The sequence below is a fragment of the Rhodovulum adriaticum genome, from assembly GCF_004345735.1.
Lineage (GTDB): Bacteria > Pseudomonadota > Alphaproteobacteria > Rhodobacterales > Rhodobacteraceae > Rhodovulum > Rhodovulum adriaticum.
This window is the reverse complement of sequence record NZ_SLXL01000012.1, coordinates 22344-43880: the sequence shown is the minus strand read 5'-3', so window position 1 is coordinate 43880 and position 21537 is coordinate 22344. Positions and strand designations below refer to the sequence as shown.

Genomic DNA, 21537 nt, shown 5'->3' with positions numbered 1-21537 from the left:
CAGTGCCATCGCAAGACTGTCCTTGGCCAAACACCCGCATCGTCGGTGCGCCATCGTATGCGGGGCACTGGACCTAGAGGCGCGCATGCGCCATACAGTCCCAAAGGATCGGGAGGAGCCCATGGGCGTGATCGACAGCCTGCTGAAATACGTCATCTGGTGGAACGGCGAAACCATCGGCACCCGGCTTTTCACTGCGCGCCATGGTCAGAAGGTTGGCGAGGACGATCAGGGCAACGTGTTCTACCAGTCCCGCGACGGCAAGCGCCGCTGGGTGATCTATAACGGCGAAAACGAGGCCAGCCGCGTGTCGCCCGATTGGCACGGTTGGCTGCATCACACCTATGACGCGCCCCCGACAGAGGCGCCGCTGCCGACCAAGCCGTGGCAGAAACCGCATGTGGCCAACCTGACCGGCACGCCGATGGCCTATGCGCCGACCGGATCGCTGCGCCAGGCACAACCGGCAGAGCGGCGCGACTACGAGGCATGGCAGCCCGAATAACCATGGCCGAGAACAGCCCCTCCGAGGTACTGGCAGGTGGCGCCGTTCTGGCGCTGGCGTTTGGATTCCTGGTCTATGCCGCGAACTCGGCCGGGTTGGGCGCGGGGGCGGACGGGCAGTATGAACTGACCGCCAGTTTCCGCTCTGCCGAGGGGGTTTCGGTCGGGACCGATGTGCGGCTGGCCGGCGTCAAGGTCGGCACCGTCACCGGGTTGGATCTGAACCCGCAGACATTTCGCGCCGATGCCCGCTTTACCGTGAAAGACGATATCGTCCTGCCCGATGACAGCACCGCCGTTGTCGCGTCCGAGGGGCTGCTGGGCGGCACCTTCCTTGAACTCGTGCCCGGCGGGTCGCCCTTTGATCTGGAACCCGGGGACGAAATGCTGGACACGCAGGGCGCGGTAAGCCTGATAAGCCTGTTGCTGAAGTTCGTATCCTCTGGCGAGGATACCCCGTGACCTGGCGTGCGGCACTCCTTTCGCTGGCCCTGTCCGCTGTGCCTGTTGCGGCCCAGGAAACGGGGCAAGCCCCGCTATCCGGCTGGTCGCCCGAGGGGTGGAACGCTGCGCCGCTGGACGACCTGCCAGAGATGGACCTGGAAATCGGTCCGCTGGACATGGACCCCTTGCAGCCCGAAAGCGGACCGCTGGAAATGTATGACCAGCCCATCGAAAACGGCATTCTGCTGGAAATGGACGACCCGCCGGCCACACCCCGTATCGTGGCTGCCGTCGCCCCCGATGGCGCGGTGCTGCGCGGGCTGGACAAGATGGCCGGCGAAACGCTGGACCTGAACCTGCAGCCTGGGCAGACCGGGCGCGTGGGGCGGCTGGCGGTGACCCTGGGCGAATGCCGCTACCCCGAGGACAACCCGGCCTCGGACGCCTATGCCTATCTGACGATCTTTGAGGATGGCCGGGACGGGGCGTTGTTTTCTGGGTGGATGCTGGCCTCCAGCCCGGCGCTGAACCCGTTGGACCACCCGCGCTACGATGTCTGGGTGCTGCGCTGTAACAACGTTTCGGGCGAGGGCAACGGCCCGGCCCAGTGAAACCCGGCCCTGACCTTCAGGGCGGCGGCCAGGCGGGCGCGGTAGTCGTCGCGGCTGATTTCTATCCCGCCCAGGCTGGCCAGGTGATCGGTCAGGAACTGCGTATCGAACAGCGTGAAACCGCCCTGCCGCAGGCGATCCACCAGGTAGGCGAGCGCCACCTTGGATGCGTCGGTGCGGCGTGAGAACATGCTTTCGCCGAAGAAGGCGCCGCCCAGGGCGACCCCGTAGACGCCGCCGACCAGCGTATCGCCCTCCCAGACCTCCAGCGAATGGGCATGGCCCATCGCGTGCAGTGCGGCGTACAGGTCAAAGATGGTGGCGTTGATCCAGGTTTCCTCGCGGTCGGCGCATCCCCGGACCACCCCTGCGAAATCGGTATCGGTGCGGATCGTGAAGGGCGCGCGCCGGAGGGTATGGCGCAAGCTGCGGGAAATGTGAAAACCATCCAGCGGAAGGATGCCACGCAGTCGCGGTTCCACCCAGAAGATATCCGGATCGTCCCGCGATTCGGACATGGGAAAGATGCCCGCCGCATAGGCGTGCAACAGCAACTCGGGCGTCAGGCGCGTGTCGTCCATCGCTTCCGCCCCGGCGGGGCCGCCCCTTACAATTCGGGGCCGGACTCCAACCAGCGTTCCAGCCAGTGGATGTCGTAATCGCCGCGCAGGATCTCGGGTTCGCGCAGCAGCGCGGTGAACAGGGGCACGGTGGTATCGACGCCATCCACGATCAACTCACCCAACGCGCGGTTCAGACGCGCCAGCGCCTCGCCCCGGTCGCGGCCGTGCACGATCAGCTTGCCGATCAGGCTGTCGTAATAGGGCGGGATCGAATAGCCGTCATACAGCGCCGAATCCATCCGCACGCCCAGGCCGCCCGGCGCGTGATAGGCGGTAATCTTGCCGGGGCAGGGGGCGAATTGCGGCACCCGCTCGGCGTTGATGCGTACCTCGATGGCGTGGCCGTTCAGCTCCAGCTCGTCCTGGGTGAAGGACAGCGGCTGTCCCTCGGCGACGCGGATCTGTTCACGCACCAGGTCCACACCGAAGATTGCCTCGGTGACGGGGTGTTCCACTTGCAGGCGGGTGTTCATCTCGATGAAGTAGAACTCGCCGTTTTCGTACAGGAATTCGATCGTGCCCGCGCCGATATAGTTGATCTTGGCGACCGCCTCGGCACAGGTCTTGCCGATGCGCGCACGGGTTTCGGCGTCGATGGCGGGGCCGGGGGCCTCTTCGAACACCTTCTGGTGGCGCCGCTGCAGCGAGCAATCCCGCTCGCCCAGATGCACCGCGCGGCCCTTGCCGTCGCCAAAGACCTGAATCTCGATATGGCGCGGCTGGCCTAGGTATTTCTCGATATAGACCTCGTCATTGCCGAAGGCGGATTTCGCCTCGGCCCGGGCGGTCTGAAAGGCATGGTCCAGATCATCGGCGGTGCGGGCCAGCTTCATCCCGCGCCCACCGCCGCCAGCGGTGGCCTTGATGATGACCGGATAGCCGATTTCTGCGGCCACGGTGCGGGCGGTTTCCAGGTCGGGCACGCCGCCGTCGGACCCGGGCACGCAGGGCACGCCAAGGGCCTTCATGGTTTCCTTAGCGGTGATCTTGTCGCCCATCATGCGAATATGTTCCGCCGAGGGGCCGATGAAGGTCAGGCCGTGATCCTCGACGATCTGCACGAAACGGGCGTTTTCCGACAAGAAGCCATAGCCGGGATGGATCGCCTGTGCGCCGGTGATTTCACAGGCCGAGATGATCGCGGGAATCGACAGGTAGCTGTCGGTGCCGGCGGGCGGGCCGATGCAGACGCTTTCGTCGGCCATACGCACATGCATGGCGTCGGCGTCGGCGGTGGAGTGCACCGCAACAGAGCGGATGCCCATTTCGCGGCAGGCGCGGATGACGCGCAGCGCGATTTCCCCCCGGTTGGCGATGAGAATTTTCTCGAACATGCGCGGGGCCTTATTCGATGATCATCAGGGGGGCGCCGAATTCCACCGGCGCGCCGTCCTCGACCAGGATACGCTTGACGGTGCCGGAACTGGGCGCGGGGATGTGGTTCATCGTCTTCATGGCCTCGACGATCAGCAGGGTCTGCCCTTCCTTGACCGCATCGCCAACCTTGACGAAGGAATCGGCGCCCGGTTCGGGTTGCAGATAGGCGGTGCCGACCATGGGCGAGGTCACGGCGCCGGGGTGCAGCGCGGGATCCTCGGCCGGGGCCTCTGCGGCGGGTGCCGGGGTGGCGGCGGGCGCGGGGGCCGGGGCGGCGGGGGCGGCCACCTGAACCGGCGCGGCCACCGGGGCGCTGCGCGACACCCGCACATCCAGCGAGTCGTCCTCGCCGTATTCGCGCTTGACCTGAAGCTCGGTCAGGTCGTGCTCGCGCAGCAGTTCCGCCAGCGCCTGAATGAAGGCCACGTCCGACTCGTGGGAAGTTTTCGTCATGCCAGTCCTCGATCGCTTGCGCGTTTGCCGCCCGGCCTGGGCGCGCCCGCATCCTGCGTTGGAATTGGGCCGCTTATACGCGAGGGAAAAACCCAAGGAAAGCGGATCAGGGCGCTTTTTGCCCTTGCAGGCATGCGTTTGGCGGGGCCAAGGCCCTCATCGGGCAGGGATTTTTCTTTTCATTTCATAATCAACAGCCCATCCTTTCGGAAAATTGCAACCGGGTCGTCCGTCCGCGGGCGACCCAAGATACTGGAGTGACTCATGGCGCTTGATCGCAAACCCGTGCCCAACGACCTGTCCGCCTTCTGGATGCCGTTCACCGCGAACCGCCAGTTCAAGAAGGCGCCGCGCATGCTGGTTGGCGCAGAGGGGATGTTCTACCACACCGCCGACGGGCGCGAGGTGCTGGACGGCACCGCCGGTCTGTGGTGCTGCAACGCGGGCCATTGCCGGCCGAAGATCACGCAGGCGATCCAGGCGCAGGCGGGGGAACTGGATTATGCCCCGGCCTTTCAGATGGGCCATCCCAAGGCATTCGAACTGGCCAGCGCGCTGCGCGACATGGCGCCCGAGGGGATGGAGCATGTGTTCTTCACCAATTCGGGGTCCGAGTCGGTCGAGACCGCGCTGAAGATCGCCATCGCCTATCACCGCGCCCGGGGCGAGGGGCAGCGCACCCGCCTGATCGGGCGCGAGCGGGGTTATCACGGGGTGAATTTCGGCGGCATTTCGGTGGGCGGGATCGTCAATAACCGCAAGGTTTACGGGGCCTTGCTGACCGGCGTCGATCATTTGCCGCATACCCACCTGCCCGAGAACGCCTTTTCCAGGGGGCAACCGGAACACGGCGCGCATCTGGCCGACGAGCTGGAGCGCATCGTCGCCCTGCACGGGGCCGAGACCATTGCCGCGGTAATCGTGGAACCCATGGCCGGGTCCACCGGCGTTCTGCTGCCGCCCAAGGGCTATCTGGAACGCCTGCGCGAGATCACGGCGAAACACGGTATCCTGTTGATCTTCGACGAGGTGATTACCGGGTTCGGGCGGCTGGGCGCCAGTTTCGCTGCCGACTATTTCGGGGTGCTGCCTGACATGATGACCACCGCCAAGGGGCTGACCAACGGGGTGATTCCCATGGGGGCGGTTCTGACGACACCGGCGATTCACGACGCCTTCATGGAGGGGCCGGAACACCTGATCGAACTGTTCCACGGCTATACTTATTCCGGCAACCCCATTGCCGCCGCGGCGGGCCTGGCCACGCTGGACACCTATCGCGAAGAGGGGCTGTTCGAAAACGCCGCCACCCTGGCCCCCTATTGGGAGGAGGCGCTGCATTCGCTGAAGGACCTGCCCCACGTTATCGATATTCGCAACATGGGGCTTGTCGGTGCGGTGGAACTGGCGCCGATTCCGGGCGCGCCGACCAAGCGTGCCTTTGCTGCGTTCCTGGACGCCTACGAAAAGGGGCTGATGATTCGCACCACCGGCGACATCATCGCCCTGTCCCCGCCGCTGATGATCGACAAGGCCCAGATCGACCGCATCGTGGACACCCTGGGCGAGGTTTTGCGCGGGCTGGACTGATCCTGCCGGACAGGTCTTGATCCGGATCAAGGCAAACCTTTACTGAACGGTGTAGTTCATTTTTGGGCGTCAAGCTCGACTGAAAAGGGAGATATCGATGACACGCAGCAAGAAGGTTCGGGGCCTGATTCTCGGCTTCGGGGTGGTGGCCCTGCTGGCTGCCTGCGCCCAAGAGCCGGTGAGCGAATGCGAACCCGGTGTGAGCGAGATCAGCGAAATGGGAACGGTGACGCCGCCGGGGTGCTGATTTGCGGAACGGTCCGGCACCGGATTGATCCGGCGGGTCGTCCGCGCGGGACGTATGGAAAAGGGCCGGTGCCATCGCACCGGCCCTTTCGATGCCGCGGGGCTGGGGATCAGCCCTTGTTCATCCGGTTCGCGATCAGGTCATCGACCACAGAGGGATCGGCCAGGGTCGAGGTGTCGCCCAGGCTGCCGTAGTCGTTTTCGGCGATCTTGCGCAGGATGCGGCGCATGATCTTGCCCGAACGGGTCTTGGGCAGGCCGGGCGACCACTGGATCAGGTCGGGCTTGGCGATCGGGCCGATCTCGGTACGGACCCATTTCTCAAGCTCTTTGCGCAGCTCGTCGCTGGGTTCGACGCCGTTCATCAGGGTGACATAGGCGTAGATGCCCTGGCCCTTGATTTCATGCGGGTAGCCCACAACCGCGGCTTCGGCCACATCCGCATGGGCGACCAGGGCCGATTCGACCTCTGCCGTGCCCATCCGGTGGCCGGACACGTTGATCACGTCATCCACGCGGCCGGTGATCCAGTAATAGCCGTCCGCATCGCGCCGGCACCCGTCACCGGAGAAGTAGTAGCCCTTGTAGTGGCTGAAATACGTGTCCTGAAAGCGCTGATGATCGCCCCAGACCGTGCGCATCTGGCCGGGCCAGCTGTCCTTCAGGCACAGAACGCCCTCGGCCTCGGTCGTGTCGATCTCCTTGCCCGATTCGGGTTCCAGGATGACCGGCTGCACCCCGAAGAAGGGGCGCGTCGCAGAGCCGGGTTTCAGCGGCGTGGCGCCGGGCAGGGGGGTGATCAGGTGGCCGCCGGTTTCGGTCTGCCACCAAGTGTCGACGATGGGGCATTTCCCCTTGCCGACATGGTCGTTGTACCAGTTCCAGGCCTCGGGGTTGATCGGTTCGCCGACCGAGCCCAGCACCTTGAGGCTGGACAGGTCGTACTTGTCCACCCATTCGGGGCCCTGGCCCATCAGCGCGCGGATCGCGGTGGGGGCGGTGTAGAACTGGTTGACCTTCAGATCCTGGCAGACCTGCCAGAAACGGCCCGCATCCGGGTAGGTCGGCACGCCCTCGAACATCACCGTGGTCGCGCCGTTGGCCAGCGGCCCGTAGACGATGTAGCTGTGGCCGGTGACCCAGCCCACATCGGCCGTGCACCAGAAGATGTCCCCCTCGTGATAGTCGAAGGTGTATTCCATCGTCATCGAGGCATAGACCAGATAGCCGCCCGAGCTGTGCACAACGCCCTTGGGCTTGCCGGTGGAGCCAGAGGTGTAGAGGATGAACAGCGGGTGCTCGGCCTCCAGTTCACGGGCGGGGCAGTCGGGGCTGGCATGTTCCATCAGCGCCAGCACGTCCACGTCGCGCCCGTCGATCCAGGTGGTTTGGTCGCCGGTGTGTTTCACCACCATGCAGCGCACCTTGTCGGAACAGTGCAGCAGCGCCGCGTCGGTGTTCGATTTCAGGTTGGTCTTGCGACCGCCGCGGGGGGCGGTGTCGGCGGTGATGACCACCTTGGCGCCACAGTCGTTGATCCGGTTGGCCAGGCCGTCGGCCGAGAAACCGGCGAACACGATCGAGTGGATCGCGCCGATCCGCGCGCAGGCCAGCATCGCATAGGCGGCCTCGGGGATCATGGGCAGGTAGATCACCACCCGGTCGCCGCGCATCACGCCCTGGGACAGCAGCACGTTGGCAAAGCGGTTCACCTTTTCATGCAGTTCGGCATAGGTGATGTGCTGCACCGGGTCGCCCGGCTCGTCCGGGACAAAGATGATCGCCGTCTGGTTCGCGCGCTTGGCCAGATGCCGGTCGATACAGTTGGCCGCCACGTTCAGGGTGCCGTCCCGGAACCAGTGAATCTCCACCTCGCCCATGTCGAAGTTGGTGTTCTTCACCTCGGTATAGGGCTTGATCCAGTCGATTCGCTTGCCATGCTCTGCCCAGAACGTGTCGGGGTCCTGGACCGAGGCCTTGTACATCTCTTCGTACTTGGCCGCGTCGATATGCGCGGCCTTGGCGAATTCCTCGCTGGGCGGATAGGTCGGTTCGGTCATCTCCAAATCCCTCTTAATGGGCAGTTTCTTATGTGAAAGCCCCGGCCGCGCGGGCCGGGGCATCCTGACCTAGATGGCCAGGTATTCGGCGCGCAAGGCTTCGTCTTTCAGCACCTCGGCAGCGGTGCCGTCAAAGACGATCTGCCCGGTATCCAGGATCACGGCCCGGTCGGCCAGTTCCAGGGCGCGGATTGCGTTCTGCTCGACGATAACGGTGGTGATGCCCTGTTCCTTGATGTGGACAAGGGTCTTTTCGATCTCGTCCACGATCACGGGGGCCAGCCCCTCGTAGGGTTCGTCCAGCAGCAACACCTTGATGTCGCGGGCCAGCGCACGGGCAATGGCCAGCATCTGCTGTTCGCCACCCGACAGCGTGACGCCCTCCTGCTTGCGCCGCTCGCCCAGGCGGGGGAACAGGTCGTACAGGCGGTCCAGCGTCCAGCCGATGGGCGGTGCGATCTGGGCCAGTTGCAGGTTTTCCTCGACCGTCAGGCCCGAGATGATGCGCCGGTCCTCGGGCACCAGCCCCAGGCCCGCCGCGCTGGCCTGGTGGGCAGCCATCATGTGCAGCGGCTGGTGGTCCAGCCAGATCTCGCCATAGGTGACCTGCGGATCGGACAGCCGCGCCACCGCGCGCAGGGTCGAGGTCTTGCCCGCGCCGTTGCGGCCCAGCAGGGCCAGGATCTCGCCCTCGTGCACGTTGAAGCTGACGCCCTGCACGATGTAGCTTTCGCCGTAATAGGCGTGCAGATCGTAGACCGACAGAAAGGCCGGGGCGGTCGCCGCCTGGTTGGCGTTCTTGTTGAAGTCGGGTTTGACGTTCATCTCCGCTCCTCCTTATCCGTGCGCCTGGCCCAGATAGGCCTCTTGCACCTTGGGGTGGCCCTTGATCTTTTCGGGCACATCCTCAACCAACGGCGTGCCCTGGGCAAGCACCGTGATCCGGTCAGCGAGCGAGAACACGACATGCATGTCGTGTTCGATGATCGCCATGGTGATGTCACGCTTTTCCTTGATTTCGCGCAACAGGTCGATGGTGTTGTTGGTGTCGGCCCGCGCCATGCCGGCGGTGGGTTCGTCCAGCAGCAGCAGGCGCGGTTCCTGCACCAGGCACATCGCCATTTCCAGCCGGCGCTTGTCGCCGCGCGACATGGAGGCCGCGTGCATGTCCTTCTTGTCGGCCATGTTCACGTCCTCCAGCATTTGCAGGGCCTTCTCGACGATGTCCTTTTCATGGGCCACCGTTTCGAAGGCACGCATGCGGAATGCACCGTCGCGCCGGGCGAAACACGGGATCAGCACGTTTTCCATCACCGTCAGATCGCCAAAGATCTCGGGCGTCTGAAACACCCGGGAAATGCCCATCTGGTTGATCTCGTGCGGCTTGCGCCCCAGCACCGACTGCCCGTCGAACATGACAGAGCCGGTGTCGGGGATCAGCTTGCCCACCAGGCAGTTCAGCAAGGTGGACTTGCCCGCGCCGTTCGGCCCGATGATGGCGTGAACGGTATTCTCTGCCACCGACAGGTTCACGTCACCCAGTGCCTGGAGCCCGCCGAAGCGCTTGTTCACGCCTTTGACTTCAAGGATACCCATTGATCCGTCTCCTCACTCGGCCACGTGGGGCGCTTGTTTCGGGTGATGCTCGGGGTCCTTGTCGCCCGGGCCGGCCTTCTTGTTGCGGCGGAACAGGCGTGCGACGCGCTGCCCCCCCTCGACCAGGCCGCCGGGCAGGAAGATGACCACCAGCATGAACAGGATGCCCAGCGTCAGGTGCCAGCCCTTGCCCACGAAGGGATGGATCATCGCGACGATCAAATCCTCTATCCCGTCGGGCATGAAGGCGAACCAGCCGTGCAGAACCCCATCGTTGATCTTGGAGAAGATGTTCTCGCAATACTTGATGAAGCCCGCGCCCAGCACCGGCCCCATCAGGGTGCCCGCACCGCCCAGGATGGTCATCAGCACCACCTCGCCCGAGGCGGTCCACTGCATCCGCTCGGCGCCCGCCAGCGGGTCCATCGCGGCCAAGAGGCCACCGGCCAGGCCGGCATACATGCCCGAGATCACGAAGGCCGCCAGCGTGTAGGGGCGCGAGTTCAGGCCGGTATAGTTCATCCGGGTCTGGTTGGTCTTGATCGCGCGCAGCATCATGCCGAAGGGCGAGCGGAAGATCCGGAGCGAGATGTAGAAGGCGATGATCGCGATGACGGCGCAGAAGTAGTAGCCGTTGTTCATCGTGAACAGCCAGTCGCCCATCTGGATCTGGGTGGAATCGCGCATCACGATCCCGAAAAGGTGCGGGCTGGTGGGCGAGTTTTCCCCCATCAGGATCTGCGGGTCGTTCAGGTAGACCTGCAGGCCCGTTTCCCCGTTGGTGATCGGCGTCAGCACCGAGTAGGCGAGGTTATAGCTCATCTGTGCGAAGGCCAGCGTCAGGATCGAGAAGTAGATCCCGGACCGCCGCAGCGAGATGAAGCCGATCACCAGCGCGAACAGCGCCGAGATGATGATCGCCAGCACCAGGCCCGGCAGAACGTTGTAGCCCAGGAGCTTGTACATCCAGACCACGGTGTAGGATCCCACCCCCAGGAAGGCGGCATGCCCGAAGGACAGGTAGCCGGTCAGCCCGAACAGGATGTTGAACCCGATCGCGAAGATGCCGAAGATCGCGAATTTCTGCATCAGGTCCGGATAGCCCGCGTTGAACTGCGCCAGGCTGGAGGTTTCGGGGAAGGGTTGCAGCAGGAACGGCGTCGCCAGGGTCAGGAAGACGACGATCAGCAGGAAACGGGTGTCTTTTGCGCTCAGTCCAAGCATGTTCTCAATCCTCCATCACGCCCTTGCGGCCCATCAGCCCCCGCGGGCGGGTCAGCAGGATGATGATGGCAATCAGATAGATGATGACCTGGTCGATACCGGGGATGATGCTTTTGACCTCGTTCATCGAGGCAAAGCTCTGCAGGATGCCCAGCAGGAACCCGGCCAGCACGGCGCCGGGCAGGCTGCCCATGCCGCCGACCACGACCACCACGAAACTGAGCACGAGGAAGTCCATGCCCATGTGATAGTTTGGCGACAGGATCGGCGCGTACATCACGCCGGCCAGCCCCGCCACCGCGGCGGCAAGCCCGAACATGATGGTAAAGCGACGGTCGATGTTGATGCCCAGCAGGCCCACGGTTTCACGGTCGGCCATGCCCGCGCGCACCACCATCCCGAAGGTGGTGAATTGCAGGAACGAGAACACGCCACCGATGATGATCAGCGCGAACAGGAAATAGACCATGCGCCAGTAGGGGTAGATGATCGTGTTGGGATCGAAGCCCAGCAGCACCCCGAAATCGAACGAGCCCGAGAACAGGTCCGGCGATGTGGTGGGGATCGGGTTGGCGCCGAAGAAATACTTGATGATTTCCTGCAGCACGATCGCCAGGCCAAAGGTCACCAGGATCTGGTCGGCATGGGGGCGCTTGTAGAAATGCTTGATCAGGCCGCGTTCCATGGCAAAGCCCAGCCCCACCATGACAGGGATGGCCAGCAGGATCGACAGCGGCACAGACCACTCGATCAGCCCGCCGCCGAATTCGGTCCCGAACCAGGATTCGACGTAAGGCATCTGGACCTTCAGCGGGTTGCCCAGAAAGTCGGTCCGGGTCGGGTCCACCACCTCGTAGGAAAGATTCAGCAGGCGTTGCATCACGACGGCGCAGAAGGCCCCGATCATGAACAGCGCGCCATGGGCAAAGTTGACGACACCCAGCGTGCCGAAGATCAGCGTCAGGCCCAGCGCGATCAGCGCATAGGCAGAGCCCTTGTCGAGCCCGTTCAGGATTTGCAGAAGGATCGCGTCCATCGTGTCCCCACCCGTGATGTCGGTTTAGGTCTGGCGCGTCCGGGCCGGCCGCCTTGGCCTTGCCCTGACGTGAAGGCCGGCCGCGCGCAGGGTCGCACGCGGCCGGACGGGTTCATGCCGGCATCAGGCGCCGTCGTTGCAGGTGCCCAGCGTGGCCGCGTCGCCACCGAACATCGGGTGGTTCGGGGCATACTCGACCTGGGCGCGCGGGGTGACCTCGACCACTTCCAGCGTGTCGTACTGGGTGGTCGGGTTCTCGGCGCCTTTCATGACCAGCACGTCCTTGAAGCACTGGTGGTCATCGGCACGGTAGAGGGTCGGGCCGTTGCCCATGCCGTCGAATTCGAAGCCTTCCAGGGCCTCGGCCACGGCGCAGGGGTTGAACGAACCGGCGCGCGCAACGGCATCCGCGTACAGCAGCGTCTGCACGTAGCAGGTATGCGCCGAGTTCGAGGGCGGACGGCCGTATTTCTGGCCGAAGGACTGAACGAACGCCTTGGTGCCCGCATCCTGCAGCTGCCAGTTCCAGTTCATCGAACCGAACACGCCCTTGATGTTTTCGCCCGCACCGGCGGCCATCAGCTCCGAGTAGAGCGGCACGACGATCTCGAACTGCTTGCCGTTGACCATTTTGTCGCGCAGGCCGAACTGCACCGCCTGGGTCAGCGAGTTCACCATGTCGCCGCCGTAGTGGTTCAGGATCAGCACGTCGGCGCCCGACTGCAGGACCGGCGTGATGTAGGACGAGAAGTCACCGGCGCCGACCGGGGTCAGCACGTTGTTGACGGTTTCCCAGCCCATGGCCTCGGTGAAGGACTGGATCGACTCCTGCTGGGTGTAGCCCCAGGTGTAGTCGGCGGTCAGGTGATAGGCGCGGCGCTCGGTGCCGTATTCCTTCTCCAGCACCGGGGCCAGGGCGGCACCCGACATGTAGGCGTTGAAGAAGTGGCGGAAGCCGTTGGCCTTGCGGTCCTTGCCGGTGGTGTCGTTGGAGTGGGTCAGACCGGCCATGAAGATGATGCCGGCCTCTTGGCAGAGGCCCTGAACGGCGATGGCCACGCCCGAGGACGAGCCGCCGTTGATCATCACCACGCCGTCTTTTTCGATCATCGACTTGGCGCTGGCGCGGGCGGCGTCAGACTTGGTCTGGGTGTCGCCGGTCACGAATTCCACCTTCTTGCCCAGGATGCCGGTGCCATCCAGCGCCTTGGAGGTGAAGGTGTTCAGCATGCCGCCATCGCCCATGCCGTTGATATGTTCGACGGCCAGTTCCTGGGCGCGCAGTTCGTCCAGGCCTTCTTCGGCGTAGGGGCCGGTCTGGGGCACGTTGAAACCGAACTTGACCGTGCTGCCGGTCGGTTCGTTGGTAAAGGCCGAGGCGGACGAGGTGAAGATCGTCGGCAGGGCCAGGCCCGCGCCGGTGACCGCACCGGTCTTGAGCACGCCGCGGCGCGTGAAGGTCGAATTCGTCATGTACATCCTCCCGTGATGTGAGCGGGCCTGCGCCTCCTCTGCGCGGACCCATTGCTTTACAAAGCAGGGCAATTATCGCGGGTAGTGCGAAAATTTGGCAACAACTGCTTTCCTGAGAACGATTTTTTTGTAAATATATCCACAGAGGATTGCGAAGGCTTGTAAACAAATTATCGCGCGCCCGCAGAAAGTCCTTGGAAAGAAACAAGGTTTCACGCCATGCCCCGTTCCACCCTGACCGGCACCCGCATCCGCGAGCGGCGCACCGTGCTGGGCATCCGGCAGGCCGATCTGGCGCGTTCCGTCGGGATTTCGGCCTCCTACCTCAACCTGATCGAGCATAACCGCCGTAGAATCGGCGGCAAGTTGCTGGTCGAGATCGCCCGCGCCCTGGATGTCGAGGCCAGCGCCCTGACCGAAGGGGCGGGGGCCGCCCAGATCGAGGCCCTGCGCGAGGCCGCGGCCGGTCACAAGGGCGCCCAGGACGAGTTGCCCCGGATCGAGGAATTCGCCGGGCGGTTTCCGGGCTGGGCGCAATTGCTGGCCGACCGTCACCGCCGGGTCGCCGAACTGGAACGTACCGTAGAGATGCTGACCGATCGGCTGACCCACGATCCGTTCCTGTCGGCCTCGCTGCACGAGGTGATCTCGACCGTGACGGCGATCCGGTCGACCGCCGCGATCCTGAACGAGACCGACGATATCGATCCGGACTGGCAGCGCCGTTTTCACCGCAACCTGTCCGAGGAAAGCCAGCGCCTGGCGGACGGGGCACAGGCGCTGGTCGCCTATCTGGACGAGGGCGCCGAAGAGGCCGGGGGACAGACCACCCCGCAAGAAGAGGTCGAGGCCTTTCTGCGCGCCCGCCATTATCACGTCGCCGAACTGGAACGGGCCCTGCCGCCCGCGCCGGAACGCCTGGTCGATGGCGCGGCCGAGCTGTCCTCGGGACCGGCGCGCGACCTGGCGCTGGCCTGGTTGCGCCGGTATCGCCGCGATGCAGAACTGATGCCGCTGGCCGATTTCGCCGAGGCCGCGCGCGCGCTTTCGCTGGATCCCGGCCGGCTGGCGCAGCGCTACGGCGTCGATCCCGGCGCCGCGTTCCGGCGGCTGGCGGCCCTGCCCGAGGCATTGGCAGGCGGTCCCATCGGGCTGGTCACCTGCGATGGCTCGGGCACGTTGACCTTTCGCAAGCCGGTGGCGGGGTTCGCCCTGCCGCGGTTCGGGGCGGCCTGTCCGCTATGGCCGCTCTATCAGGCGCTGTCGCGTCCCATGGCGCCCTTGCGTGCGGTGGTCGAACATTCCGGACGGGCGCACGCGCGGTTCCTGACCTATGCACTGTGCCAGCCGGTGCTGAACTCCGGCTTCGACGGTCCGCAGGTGCTGGAGGCGGCGATGCTGATCCTGCCCGAAGAGGTGGCCAACCTGCCCCAGACGCCGCCCCAGCCCATCGGCACGTCCTGCCGGATCTGCCCGCGCCGCGACTGCGTGGCCCGGCGCGAGCCGTCGATCCTGGCGGACGGGTTTTGACAGGGGCGCGCTTTGCGGGGATAGTCGTCTGACAAAGCGGGCGCAGTTCCGCATGCGGGGGGAAACGGAATGGGCAAACATGTCCTTCTGATAGAGGACGAGCCGAATATCATCGAGGCGATCCGCTTCATCCTGTCGCGCGACGGCTGGCAGGTGGACACCCATTCCGAGGGAACGACCGCCTTTCAAAGGGTGTCCGCGCTGGCCCCGGATATCGTCATTCTCGACGTGATGCTGCCCGGGCGTTCGGGGTTCGACATCCTGCGCGACATTCGCGCGGACGCGGCGCTGGCCGCGCTGCCGGTCCTGATGCTGACCGCCAAGGGCCAGGTCAAGGACCGCGAGATGGCCGAGCGGATGGGCGTCAGCCGCTTCATGGCCAAGCCGTTTTCCAACACCGAGGTCCTGGCCTCGGTGCGCGATCTTGCGGGCGGCTAGACGATGGCCCGCGCGCCGGCCTTTCCCGACCCAGAGGGGTATCGCCGCCGCCGGCTGATGGACCTGGCGCGCCTGTTGCCCCTGCTGGGCCTTTGCCTGTTCCTGTTGCCGGTTCTGGATGCCGATGACGGTCTGGGCGCGGGGCTGCTGATCTATCTGTTCGCGGCCTGGTTCGGGCTGATCGCCACCGCCGCACTGCTGGCCCGGCGGCTGTGCGCGGCCTCTGCCCCGGCCCCCGATCCGGCCAAGCCCGGCGCAGAGGCCGGGGGGCAGGAGGGGGCGGAATGATCTCCTTCGACCTGCTTGTGGCGATCTGTCTGGTCTACGTCGTGTTCCTGTTCGGCGTGGCTTTCTGGGCGGAACGCCGGGCGGCGCGCGGGCGCGGCGGCTGGTTGCGCTCGCCCATGATCTATACGCTGTCGCTGTCGGTCTATTGCACCGCCTGGACGTTCTACGGCGCGGTCGGCTACGCGGCGCGGTCGGGGCTGGAGTTCGTCACGATCTACCTTGGGCCGACGCTGGTCTTTATCGGCTGGTGGTGGACCCTGCGCAAGCTGGTGCGCATCGGACGGACCCAGCGGATCACCTCGATCGCCGACCTGATTTCTTCGCGCTACGGGAAATCCAACACGCTGGGTGTCATCGTTACCCTGATCGCAGTCGTGGGTACCACGCCCTATATCGCGCTGCAACTGCAATCGGTGACGCTGTCCTTTGCCGTGTTCGCGCCCGGGGGCGTGGGGCCTTGGCTGGCCTCGGACCTGAATTCGGCGTCGCTGACCGTTGCGGTGGGGCTGGCGCTGTTCACGGTGCTGTTCGGTACGCGCAACCTGGATGCCAACGAACGCCACCACGGCGTGGTCACCGCCATCGCGGTCGAGGCCGTGGTCAAGCTGGTGGCGCTGCTCGCCGTCGGGATCTTCGTGGTCTGGGGGATCGCTGGCGGTGCCGCTGCGGCGCTGGCGCGTATCGATGCCTCGGCGCTTGCCGGAATGCCGATCCAGCCGGGGCGCTGGGCCGGGCTGACCTTTCTGGCCGCCGCAGCGATCCTGACCCTGCCACGCATGTTCCAGGTGCTGGTGGTCGAAAACGAGGACGAGCGCCACCTGGCAACCGCGTCCTGGGCCTTTCCCGCCTATCTGTTTCTGATGAGCCTGTTCGTCGTCCCCATCGCCGTGATCGGCCTGGACGAGATGCCGCCGGGCGCCAACCCCGACCTGTTCGTGCTGACCGTGCCGCTGGCCCATGGGCATGACGGGCTGGCGACGCTGGCGTTTTTGGGCGGGTTTTCTTCGGCAACCTCTATGGTCATCGTGGCCGCCATCGCCCTGTCCACGATGGTTTCGAACCATATTGTGATGCCGCTTTTCCTGAACCTCAGCCGTCACGGGGCCACGATGTCGGGGGATGTGCGCAAACTGGTGCTGCGGTCCCGGCGGTTGTCCATCGCAGGGGTGCTGCTGCTGGGGTATCTCTACTATCGCCTTACCGGCGGGTCCGAGGCCCTGGCCGCCATCGGGCTGATCGCCTTTGCCGGGGTGGCGCAGGTGCTGCCGGCGCTGCTGGGCGCCATCCTGTGGCGCGGCGCGACGCGCAAGGGGGCGATTGCCGGGTTGCTGGCAGGGTTTTTCGTCTGGGCCTACACGCTGTTCCTGCCCAGCTTCGGCGAGGGGGCGATTATGGGCGCGACCCTGCTGGCCGAGGGGCCGGGCGGCATCGGCTGGCTGCGCCCCCAGGCGTTGTTCGGCCTGGATGGGATGGACCCGCTGGTGCACGCGGTGGTGTTCTCCATCTTCGCGAATGTCCTGGCCTTCGTCACGGTGTCGCTGTTCGATTTCCCCTCGCCCATGGAGCGGTTGCAGGGCGCGCAGTTCGTCAATGTCTTTGACCACTCCAGCGCCGGCCAGGGCTGGAGCCAGGGCCGCGCCGAGGCCGAAGATCTGTTGCTGATGACCCAGCGCATCCTGGGGGCCGAGGATGCGCAGCGGTTGTTCCAGAGGGCGGCGGCGGGGCAGGGGCGCCAGGGCTATCTGCCCGAGATCACGCCGGAATTCCTGCAACAGCTGGAACGGGTTCTGGCAGGGTCCGTGGGCGCGGCCACCGCGCATGCGATGGTGGGCCAGATCGTGGGCCGCTCTTCGGTTTCGGTCGAGGACCTGATGGCCGTGGCCGACGAGACCGCCCAGATGATGGAATATTCCAGCCAGCTGGAGGCCAAATCCGAGGAACTGGCCCGCACCGCCCGTCAGTTGCGCGAAGCCAACGAGAAGCTGACCGAACTGTCGGTGCAGAAGGACGCGTTCCTCAGCCAGATCAGCCACGAACTGCGCACGCCGATGACCTCGATCCGGGCGTTTTCCGAGATCCTGATGGAGGGGGCGGACCTCTCGCCCCAGGAGTTGGGAAAATACGCGCGCATCATCCACGAGGAAAGCCTGCGCCTGACCCGGCTGCTGGACGATCTGCTGGATCTGTCGGTCCTGGAAAACGGGCAGGTGACGCTGAACCTGCAACCTGTCGATCTGCACGACCTGATCGAACGGGCGCTTGCGGCGACCGCGCGGCTGCAAGGGGGGCACGCACTGCGCATCACCCGCGATCCGGCGGCCGAGCGGGTGCAGATTGTCACCGATGGCGACCGGCTCAGCCAGGTTTTCATCAACCTCATTTCCAACGCGCAGAAATACTGCGATGCGTCCGCACCTGAACTGCGCATCAGCGTTCGCAGCACCGCAGAGGGTGTCGCGGTGGATTTCACCGATAACGGCAGCGGCATTCCCCAGAAAAGCCAGGCGATCATATTTGAGAAATTCGCCCGTCTGTCCGATCCCCGCTCTGCCGGTGGGGCGGGGCTGGGCCTGGCGATCTGCCGCGAGATCATGCTGCGCCTGGGCGGGTCGATCGTTTATCGCGATGGTCGGCCGGGGGCTGCGTTCCGCCTAACCCTGCCGCGCGAGATGGCGGCGGCTGCCTGATGGCAACGATTTGGCAACCTTGCCGGGGGTACACCGCAGGAAAACACGCAGCGGCAACCAGGCAGAGATGGACGACACGCACCGGGCCCTCATGGAACGTCTGTTCGCCCCTGCCGATGGCGGGGTGGGGGCGTGTGACGTGCAGGCGGTGGCCGCGGCCCTGCCGCTGGCGGTGGCGCGCGCAGGGCATGAACGCCTGGGCCTGACGCTGGTCGCCGGTAAGGTGACGGTCAGCGCCCCCGCGCTGGGCGGGCTGGCAGAGGTGTTGCCGGGGGCAGGGCTGCCGCTTTTGTTGCGCGGGGCATCCGGCGTCGGGCTGGCCGTTTTTTCCGCAGAGCTGGCGCTGGCGCTGCTGGAATGGTGCCTGACCGGGGATATTGCCGCCCAGGCCCCGCCCTTGCGTCCGCTGACCGCGACCGATGCGGCGGTGTTGGCCGATTTCACCGATCCGATGCTGTCCGCGCTTGGGGGCGAAACCGGGCCCGACTGGGCGCGCGGCTATGCCCAGGGCCCGGTTCTGGAGGATGCCCGCCACCTGGCCCTGCGCCTGGCGCCGGGGGCCTATCGTGGATTCGCCACGACCGTTTCCCTGGGCGAGGGCGCGCGCGGCGGCACGCTGTTTCTGGCCCTGCCGGGCCCGCAGGCGCCTGCCTCGCCTGACCGCGGGGCCGAACCTTTTTCCGCCGGGGCATTGCAGGACAGCGTTCTGGCTGCGCGGGTGCCATTGCGCGCGGTCTTGTGGCGGATGCAGATGCCGGCGGCGGCGCTGCGCCAGCTTGCGCCCGGGCAGGATCTGGTTCTGCCCGCCGCGGCCCTCGCGCGCGTGCGGCTGGAGGGGGCGGGCGCCATCCCCCTGGCGCAGGGGCGGCTTGGCCAGGCCCATGGCGAACGGGCGGTGCGGCTGGAGGGGGAGGCCCCCGGCGGGGCGCTGCCGCCCCCGGCCGCGGATGTCGCGGAGGCGTGAAAAGCAGGCGACAAAATGCCGCATACAGGCGCAGGCTTTTCTTCTGGATCGGAACCAACCTGCCGCGCGACAGTTACATTCAAAGAAACGAATGTCACGGGGAGGTAAACCCATGGTCTTAAACTGGAAATACGGCGGGCTTGCATTGGGGCTCGTGTTCTTCCTCGCGGTGCTGCTGGTCAAGCCGATCGGGGTGTCCACGCAGTTCGTCATTCTGGACGGTATTCTGTGGGACATGCAGAACCCCGATATCGTGACCCAGGCCGATGATGGGGCCTACACCTCGACCAACGCCTACCTGGCGAAATCGGACGGAAAATACGCCAAGGCCGTGGCCAACCCGGTCAACTATTCCTTCATCTTCGTGGGCGCGATGATGCTGGGGGCGCTGATCTCCTCGATCCTGCGCAACAGCGTGCCCAAGGGCGAACGTATGGTTCCCGCGATCTGGCGGGCCAATTACGGCGGCAACGTGCTGAAGCGCTGGCTGGTGGCCTTTGCCGGCGGGTTCATCGTGCTTTACGGCGCGCGCTTGGCGGGGGGCTGCACCTCGGGGCATATGATGTCGGGCATGTCGCAGACGGCGATCTCGGGCTACATCTTTGCGCTTGGCGCCTTCCTCGCGGCCTTTCCGACCGCGCTTTACATGTTCAAGGAAGAGGGCTGAGCCATGATGACCATCGTTCTTGCCATCGTCATCGGCGCGGCCTTCGGTTTCGTGCTGGACCGCATCGGCGCGACCAATCCCAACTGGATCGGCCGCATGCTGAACCTGACCAACCTGCACCTGATGAAGACCATCCTGCTGGCCATCGGCGTGGCCTCGGTGCTGACCTTCGGCGGGCAGATGCTGGGCCTGGTCGATGTCGGCCACATGTCGGTCAAGACCGCCTATGTCGGCGTGTTCATCGGCGGGCTGATGCTGGGCCTGGGGTGGGCCATGTCGGGCTTTTGCCCCGGCACCGGCGTTTGCGCGCTGGCCGTGGGCCGGATCGACGCGCTGTTCTTTGTCGCGGGCGGCCTGTTGGGCGCGGCGGCCTACATGCTGTCCTATCCCGTGTGGAAGGATCTCGGCGTCCTGGAGGGGGACAAGATCACGCTGGGCGCGATTCCCGGCGCCGATTACCCGGCGGCCTTTCCGGACCTGCAGGGGGACTTGGCCGGGCTCGCGATCGGGGCGGCCTTCATCGTGATCGCCTTTATCCTGCCGCGCCGTTTCTCGCGCAAGAAGGCGCCGGCGGGCACCCAGCCGGCGGAATAAGCCGACCCGACAAATGACACTGAACGTCGTGGACCCCGGTCCACGGCGTTTTCCGTTCTGGTCCTTGGCCTGTCTGCGCGGCACAATCGGCGCAGGGAGGATGAACCATGAACCAGACGGATCACGACGCGATCCCCGAGATCGCGCTGAATTGGCACCGCGCGGGCAAGGGCGCGGCCCTGGCCACGGTGTTGGAAACATGGGGCAGCGCGCCGCGCGGGGTCGGCAGCCAGCTGGCGGTTTCGGGCGCGGGCGACATGGCGGGCTCTGTCTCTGGCGGCTGCGTGGAGGGCGCCGTCGTGACCGAGGCGATGGACGCCTTGGCCGATGGCCAGCCCCGCCTGCTGGAATTCGGTGTCAGCGACGAGGACGCCTTTGCCGTGGGCCTGGCCTGCGGCGGGCGCATCCGCGTGCTGGTGGAACCCGTGGGGGCGGCGCTACCGGAATCCATACTGGCCGAGCTGGTCGCCGCCCGCGCCGCGCGCCGCCCCATTGCCTACCTGATCGCGCCCGAGCAGGGCGCACGGCGACTGGCCGATGGGCGCGACCCGGAGCTTGGGGCGGTCATCGCCGAGCGGATGCGCAGCGACAAGTCCGGCTTCGAGGGGGACTGGTTTGTTCACATCCACAATCCGCCCCTGCGCCTGGCGATTATCGGCGCGGTGCATATCGCACAGGCACTGGTCCCCATGGCGCGGCTGGCGGGGCTGTCGCCCACGCTGATCGACCCGCGTCCGGCCTTTGCCGCTGCCGCGCGTTTTCCGGGGGAGGCAATCGTCGAGGATTGGCCCGATGCCGCGCTGGCCGCCCACGGGCTGGACCGGCGCACCGCTGTCGTGACCCTGACCCACGACCCCAAGCTGGACGATCCCGCGATCCTGGCGGCGCTGGCCTCGGACGTGTTCTACCTGGGCTGCCTTGGGTCAACCCGCACCCATGCCAAGCGCGTCGCGCGGCTGCAGGCGGCCGGGGTCACGCCTGCGCAGATCGCGCGCATCCACGGCCCGGTTGGGCTGGATATCGGCGCGAAAACCCCCGGTGAGATCGCTGTATCCATCCTGTCCCAGATCGTCGAGCGTCTGCGCAAGGGCTGAGCCGCCGCGCCCGCGAAATTGAATGGTTCTCAAACTGC

Annotated in this window: 22 protein-coding genes; 13 read left to right on the top strand and 9 right to left on the bottom strand. The window is 65.7% G+C overall.

All coding sequences use genetic code 11. The features are described 5' to 3' along the window. The first annotated feature begins 121 nt into the window (after positions 1–121). From EV656_RS13610 to EV656_RS16935, 3 genes are read left to right on the top strand one after another with little or no spacing between them, the layout of a single operon-like run. Positions 122–505 (top strand): NADH:ubiquinone oxidoreductase subunit NDUFA12, encoded by a 384-nt coding sequence (locus EV656_RS13610; protein ID WP_132605035.1) that lies wholly within the window; start codon positions 122–124, stop codon positions 503–505. Then, positions 490–966: an outer membrane lipid asymmetry maintenance protein MlaD gene (gene mlaD / locus EV656_RS13605; RefSeq protein ID WP_425057185.1), complete on the top strand. Its 477-nt coding sequence runs from the start codon at positions 490–492 to the stop codon at positions 964–966. The genes EV656_RS13610 and mlaD overlap by 16 nt, the downstream gene beginning before the upstream one ends. Further along, positions 963–1559, top strand: a complete 597-nt coding sequence (locus tag EV656_RS16935) for a DUF2155 domain-containing protein (protein WP_322790426.1) — start codon at positions 963–965, stop codon at positions 1557–1559. The genes mlaD and EV656_RS16935 overlap by 4 nt, the downstream gene beginning before the upstream one ends. Here EV656_RS16935 and aat read toward each other — a convergent pair. The 3 genes from aat to accB are packed head-to-tail and all read right to left on the bottom strand — an operon-like array spanning position 1496 to position 4012. After that, entirely contained in the window at positions 1496–2140 is a 645-nt protein-coding gene (gene aat, locus EV656_RS13595) for a leucyl/phenylalanyl-tRNA--protein transferase (protein WP_132605031.1), read from the bottom strand. The genes EV656_RS16935 and aat overlap by 64 nt on opposite strands. Before the next feature lie 26 nt (positions 2141–2166). Next, a complete protein-coding gene (accC, locus tag EV656_RS13590; RefSeq protein ID WP_132605029.1) occupies positions 2167–3516 on the bottom strand; it encodes an acetyl-CoA carboxylase biotin carboxylase subunit in 1350 nt (449 codons plus the stop codon). Between the two features lie 10 nt (positions 3517–3526). Beyond that, positions 3527–4012 carry an acetyl-CoA carboxylase biotin carboxyl carrier protein gene (accB, locus tag EV656_RS13585; RefSeq protein WP_132605027.1) on the bottom strand — a complete coding sequence of 162 codons (486 nt, stop codon included), beginning with the start codon at positions 4010–4012 and terminating at the stop codon, positions 3527–3529. Positions 4013–4276: 264 nt separating this feature from the next. Between accB and aptA the strand changes: the two genes are divergently transcribed. Both aptA and EV656_RS16615 read left to right on the top strand, forming a co-directional pair. Continuing rightward, positions 4277–5602, top strand: coding sequence for an omega-aminotransferase AptA (gene aptA / locus EV656_RS13580; protein ID WP_132605025.1), 1326 nt, complete (start codon positions 4277–4279; stop codon positions 5600–5602). Positions 5603–5699: 97 nt separating this feature from the next. Then, positions 5700–5849, top strand: a complete 150-nt coding sequence (locus EV656_RS16615) for a hypothetical protein (protein WP_165919014.1) — start codon at positions 5700–5702, stop codon at positions 5847–5849. Between the two features lie 109 nt (positions 5850–5958). Here the strand turns inward: EV656_RS16615 and acs are convergent, their stop codons facing one another. The 6 genes from acs to EV656_RS13550 all read right to left on the bottom strand — a co-directional run bounded on the left by acs (position 5959) and on the right by EV656_RS13550 (position 13237). Further along, a complete protein-coding gene (acs, locus tag EV656_RS13575; RefSeq protein ID WP_132605023.1) occupies positions 5959–7908 on the bottom strand; it encodes an acetate--CoA ligase in 1950 nt (649 codons plus the stop codon). 69 nt (positions 7909–7977) lie between these two features. Then, positions 7978–8733 (bottom strand): ABC transporter ATP-binding protein, encoded by a 756-nt coding sequence (locus EV656_RS13570; protein WP_132605021.1) that lies wholly within the window; start codon positions 8731–8733, stop codon positions 7978–7980. 12 nt (positions 8734–8745) lie between these two features. Beyond that, on the bottom strand, positions 8746–9504 hold the full coding sequence (locus EV656_RS13565) for an ABC transporter ATP-binding protein (RefSeq protein WP_132605019.1): 759 nt from the start codon (positions 9502–9504) through the stop codon (positions 8746–8748). Between the two features lie 12 nt (positions 9505–9516). Further along, the gene (locus EV656_RS13560; protein ID WP_132605017.1) at positions 9517–10728 is read right to left on the bottom strand and encodes a branched-chain amino acid ABC transporter permease; all 1212 of its coding nucleotides are present in this window, start codon (positions 10726–10728) and stop codon (positions 9517–9519) included. 4 nt (positions 10729–10732) lie between these two features. Continuing rightward, positions 10733–11764 (bottom strand): branched-chain amino acid ABC transporter permease, encoded by a 1032-nt coding sequence (locus EV656_RS13555; RefSeq protein ID WP_132605015.1) that lies wholly within the window; start codon positions 11762–11764, stop codon positions 10733–10735. A 123-nt stretch (positions 11765–11887) separates the two neighbouring features. Continuing rightward, positions 11888–13237 (bottom strand): substrate-binding protein, encoded by a 1350-nt coding sequence (locus EV656_RS13550; RefSeq protein WP_132605013.1) that lies wholly within the window; start codon positions 13235–13237, stop codon positions 11888–11890. Between the two features lie 219 nt (positions 13238–13456). Here EV656_RS13550 and EV656_RS13545 point away from each other — a divergent pair, with 219 nt between their 5' ends. From EV656_RS13545 to EV656_RS13510, 8 genes are all read left to right on the top strand, one after another. Beyond that, positions 13457–14767: a helix-turn-helix transcriptional regulator gene (locus tag EV656_RS13545; protein ID WP_132605011.1), complete on the top strand. Its 1311-nt coding sequence runs from the start codon at positions 13457–13459 to the stop codon at positions 14765–14767. Positions 14768–14836: 69 nt separating this feature from the next. After that, positions 14837–15205 (top strand): response regulator transcription factor, encoded by a 369-nt coding sequence (locus tag EV656_RS13540; protein ID WP_132605009.1) that lies wholly within the window; start codon positions 14837–14839, stop codon positions 15203–15205. A 3-nt stretch (positions 15206–15208) separates the two neighbouring features. Then, on the top strand, positions 15209–15493 hold the full coding sequence (locus EV656_RS13535; RefSeq protein ID WP_132605007.1) for a hypothetical protein: 285 nt from the start codon (positions 15209–15211) through the stop codon (positions 15491–15493). Beyond that, positions 15490–18180 (top strand): sensor histidine kinase, encoded by a 2691-nt coding sequence (locus tag EV656_RS13530; RefSeq protein ID WP_132605005.1) that lies wholly within the window; start codon positions 15490–15492, stop codon positions 18178–18180. The genes EV656_RS13535 and EV656_RS13530 overlap by 4 nt, the downstream gene beginning before the upstream one ends. 91 nt (positions 18181–18271) lie before the next feature. Beyond that, positions 18272–19144 (top strand): FliM/FliN family flagellar motor switch protein, encoded by an 873-nt coding sequence (locus tag EV656_RS13525; protein WP_132605003.1) that lies wholly within the window; start codon positions 18272–18274, stop codon positions 19142–19144. Next, positions 19062–19811, top strand: coding sequence for a YeeE/YedE thiosulfate transporter family protein (locus EV656_RS13520; RefSeq protein ID WP_481883012.1), 750 nt, complete (start codon positions 19062–19064; stop codon positions 19809–19811). The genes EV656_RS13525 and EV656_RS13520 overlap by 83 nt, the downstream gene beginning before the upstream one ends. Positions 19812–19814: 3 nt before the next feature. Then, positions 19815–20405 (top strand): YeeE/YedE thiosulfate transporter family protein, encoded by a 591-nt coding sequence (locus EV656_RS13515; protein WP_132604999.1) that lies wholly within the window; start codon positions 19815–19817, stop codon positions 20403–20405. Between the two features lie 107 nt (positions 20406–20512). After that, positions 20513–21499 carry an XdhC family protein gene (locus EV656_RS13510; protein WP_132604997.1) on the top strand — a complete coding sequence of 329 codons (987 nt, stop codon included), beginning with the start codon at positions 20513–20515 and terminating at the stop codon, positions 21497–21499. Positions 21500–21537: the final 38 nt, after the last annotated feature.

What these genes read in the sequence shown, in the direction of transcription:
- EV656_RS13540 (WP_132605009.1), top strand. Translation starts at nt 14,837, where the DNA reads ATGGGCAAACATGTCCTTCTGATAGAGGACGAGCCGAATATCATCGAG.
- EV656_RS13560 (WP_132605017.1), bottom strand. Translation starts at nt 10,728, where the DNA reads ATGCTTGGACTGAGCGCAAAAGACACCCGTTTCCTGCTGATCGTCGTC.
- EV656_RS13535 (WP_132605007.1), top strand. Translation starts at nt 15,209, where the DNA reads ATGGCCCGCGCGCCGGCCTTTCCCGACCCAGAGGGGTATCGCCGCCGC.
- EV656_RS13545 (WP_132605011.1), top strand. Translation starts at nt 13,457, where the DNA reads ATGCCCCGTTCCACCCTGACCGGCACCCGCATCCGCGAGCGGCGCACC.
- accC (WP_132605029.1), bottom strand. Translation starts at nt 3,516, where the DNA reads ATGTTCGAGAAAATTCTCATCGCCAACCGGGGGGAAATCGCGCTGCGC.
- EV656_RS13555 (WP_132605015.1), bottom strand. Translation starts at nt 11,764, where the DNA reads ATGGACGCGATCCTTCTGCAAATCCTGAACGGGCTCGACAAGGGCTCT.
- aat (WP_132605031.1), bottom strand. Translation starts at nt 2,140, where the DNA reads ATGGACGACACGCGCCTGACGCCCGAGTTGCTGTTGCACGCCTATGCG.
- EV656_RS13565 (WP_132605019.1), bottom strand. Translation starts at nt 9,504, where the DNA reads ATGGGTATCCTTGAAGTCAAAGGCGTGAACAAGCGCTTCGGCGGGCTC.
- EV656_RS13550 (WP_132605013.1), bottom strand. Translation starts at nt 13,237, where the DNA reads ATGACGAATTCGACCTTCACGCGCCGCGGCGTGCTCAAGACCGGTGCG.
- mlaD (WP_425057185.1), top strand. Translation starts at nt 490, where the DNA reads ATGGCAGCCCGAATAACCATGGCCGAGAACAGCCCCTCCGAGGTACTG.
- EV656_RS13570 (WP_132605021.1), bottom strand. Translation starts at nt 8,733, where the DNA reads ATGAACGTCAAACCCGACTTCAACAAGAACGCCAACCAGGCGGCGACC.
- EV656_RS13525 (WP_132605003.1), top strand. Translation starts at nt 18,272, where the DNA reads ATGGAACGTCTGTTCGCCCCTGCCGATGGCGGGGTGGGGGCGTGTGAC.
- EV656_RS13530 (WP_132605005.1), top strand. Translation starts at nt 15,490, where the DNA reads ATGATCTCCTTCGACCTGCTTGTGGCGATCTGTCTGGTCTACGTCGTG.
- aptA (WP_132605025.1), top strand. Translation starts at nt 4,277, where the DNA reads ATGGCGCTTGATCGCAAACCCGTGCCCAACGACCTGTCCGCCTTCTGG.
- acs (WP_132605023.1), bottom strand. Translation starts at nt 7,908, where the DNA reads ATGACCGAACCGACCTATCCGCCCAGCGAGGAATTCGCCAAGGCCGCG.
- EV656_RS13520 (WP_481883012.1), top strand. Translation starts at nt 19,062, where the DNA reads ATGGCGAACGGGCGGTGCGGCTGGAGGGGGAGGCCCCCGGCGGGGCGC.
- EV656_RS13610 (WP_132605035.1), top strand. Translation starts at nt 122, where the DNA reads ATGGGCGTGATCGACAGCCTGCTGAAATACGTCATCTGGTGGAACGGC.
- accB (WP_132605027.1), bottom strand. Translation starts at nt 4,012, where the DNA reads ATGACGAAAACTTCCCACGAGTCGGACGTGGCCTTCATTCAGGCGCTG.
- EV656_RS16615 (WP_165919014.1), top strand. Translation starts at nt 5,700, where the DNA reads ATGACACGCAGCAAGAAGGTTCGGGGCCTGATTCTCGGCTTCGGGGTG.
- EV656_RS13515 (WP_132604999.1), top strand. Translation starts at nt 19,815, where the DNA reads ATGATGACCATCGTTCTTGCCATCGTCATCGGCGCGGCCTTCGGTTTC.
- EV656_RS13510 (WP_132604997.1), top strand. Translation starts at nt 20,513, where the DNA reads ATGAACCAGACGGATCACGACGCGATCCCCGAGATCGCGCTGAATTGG.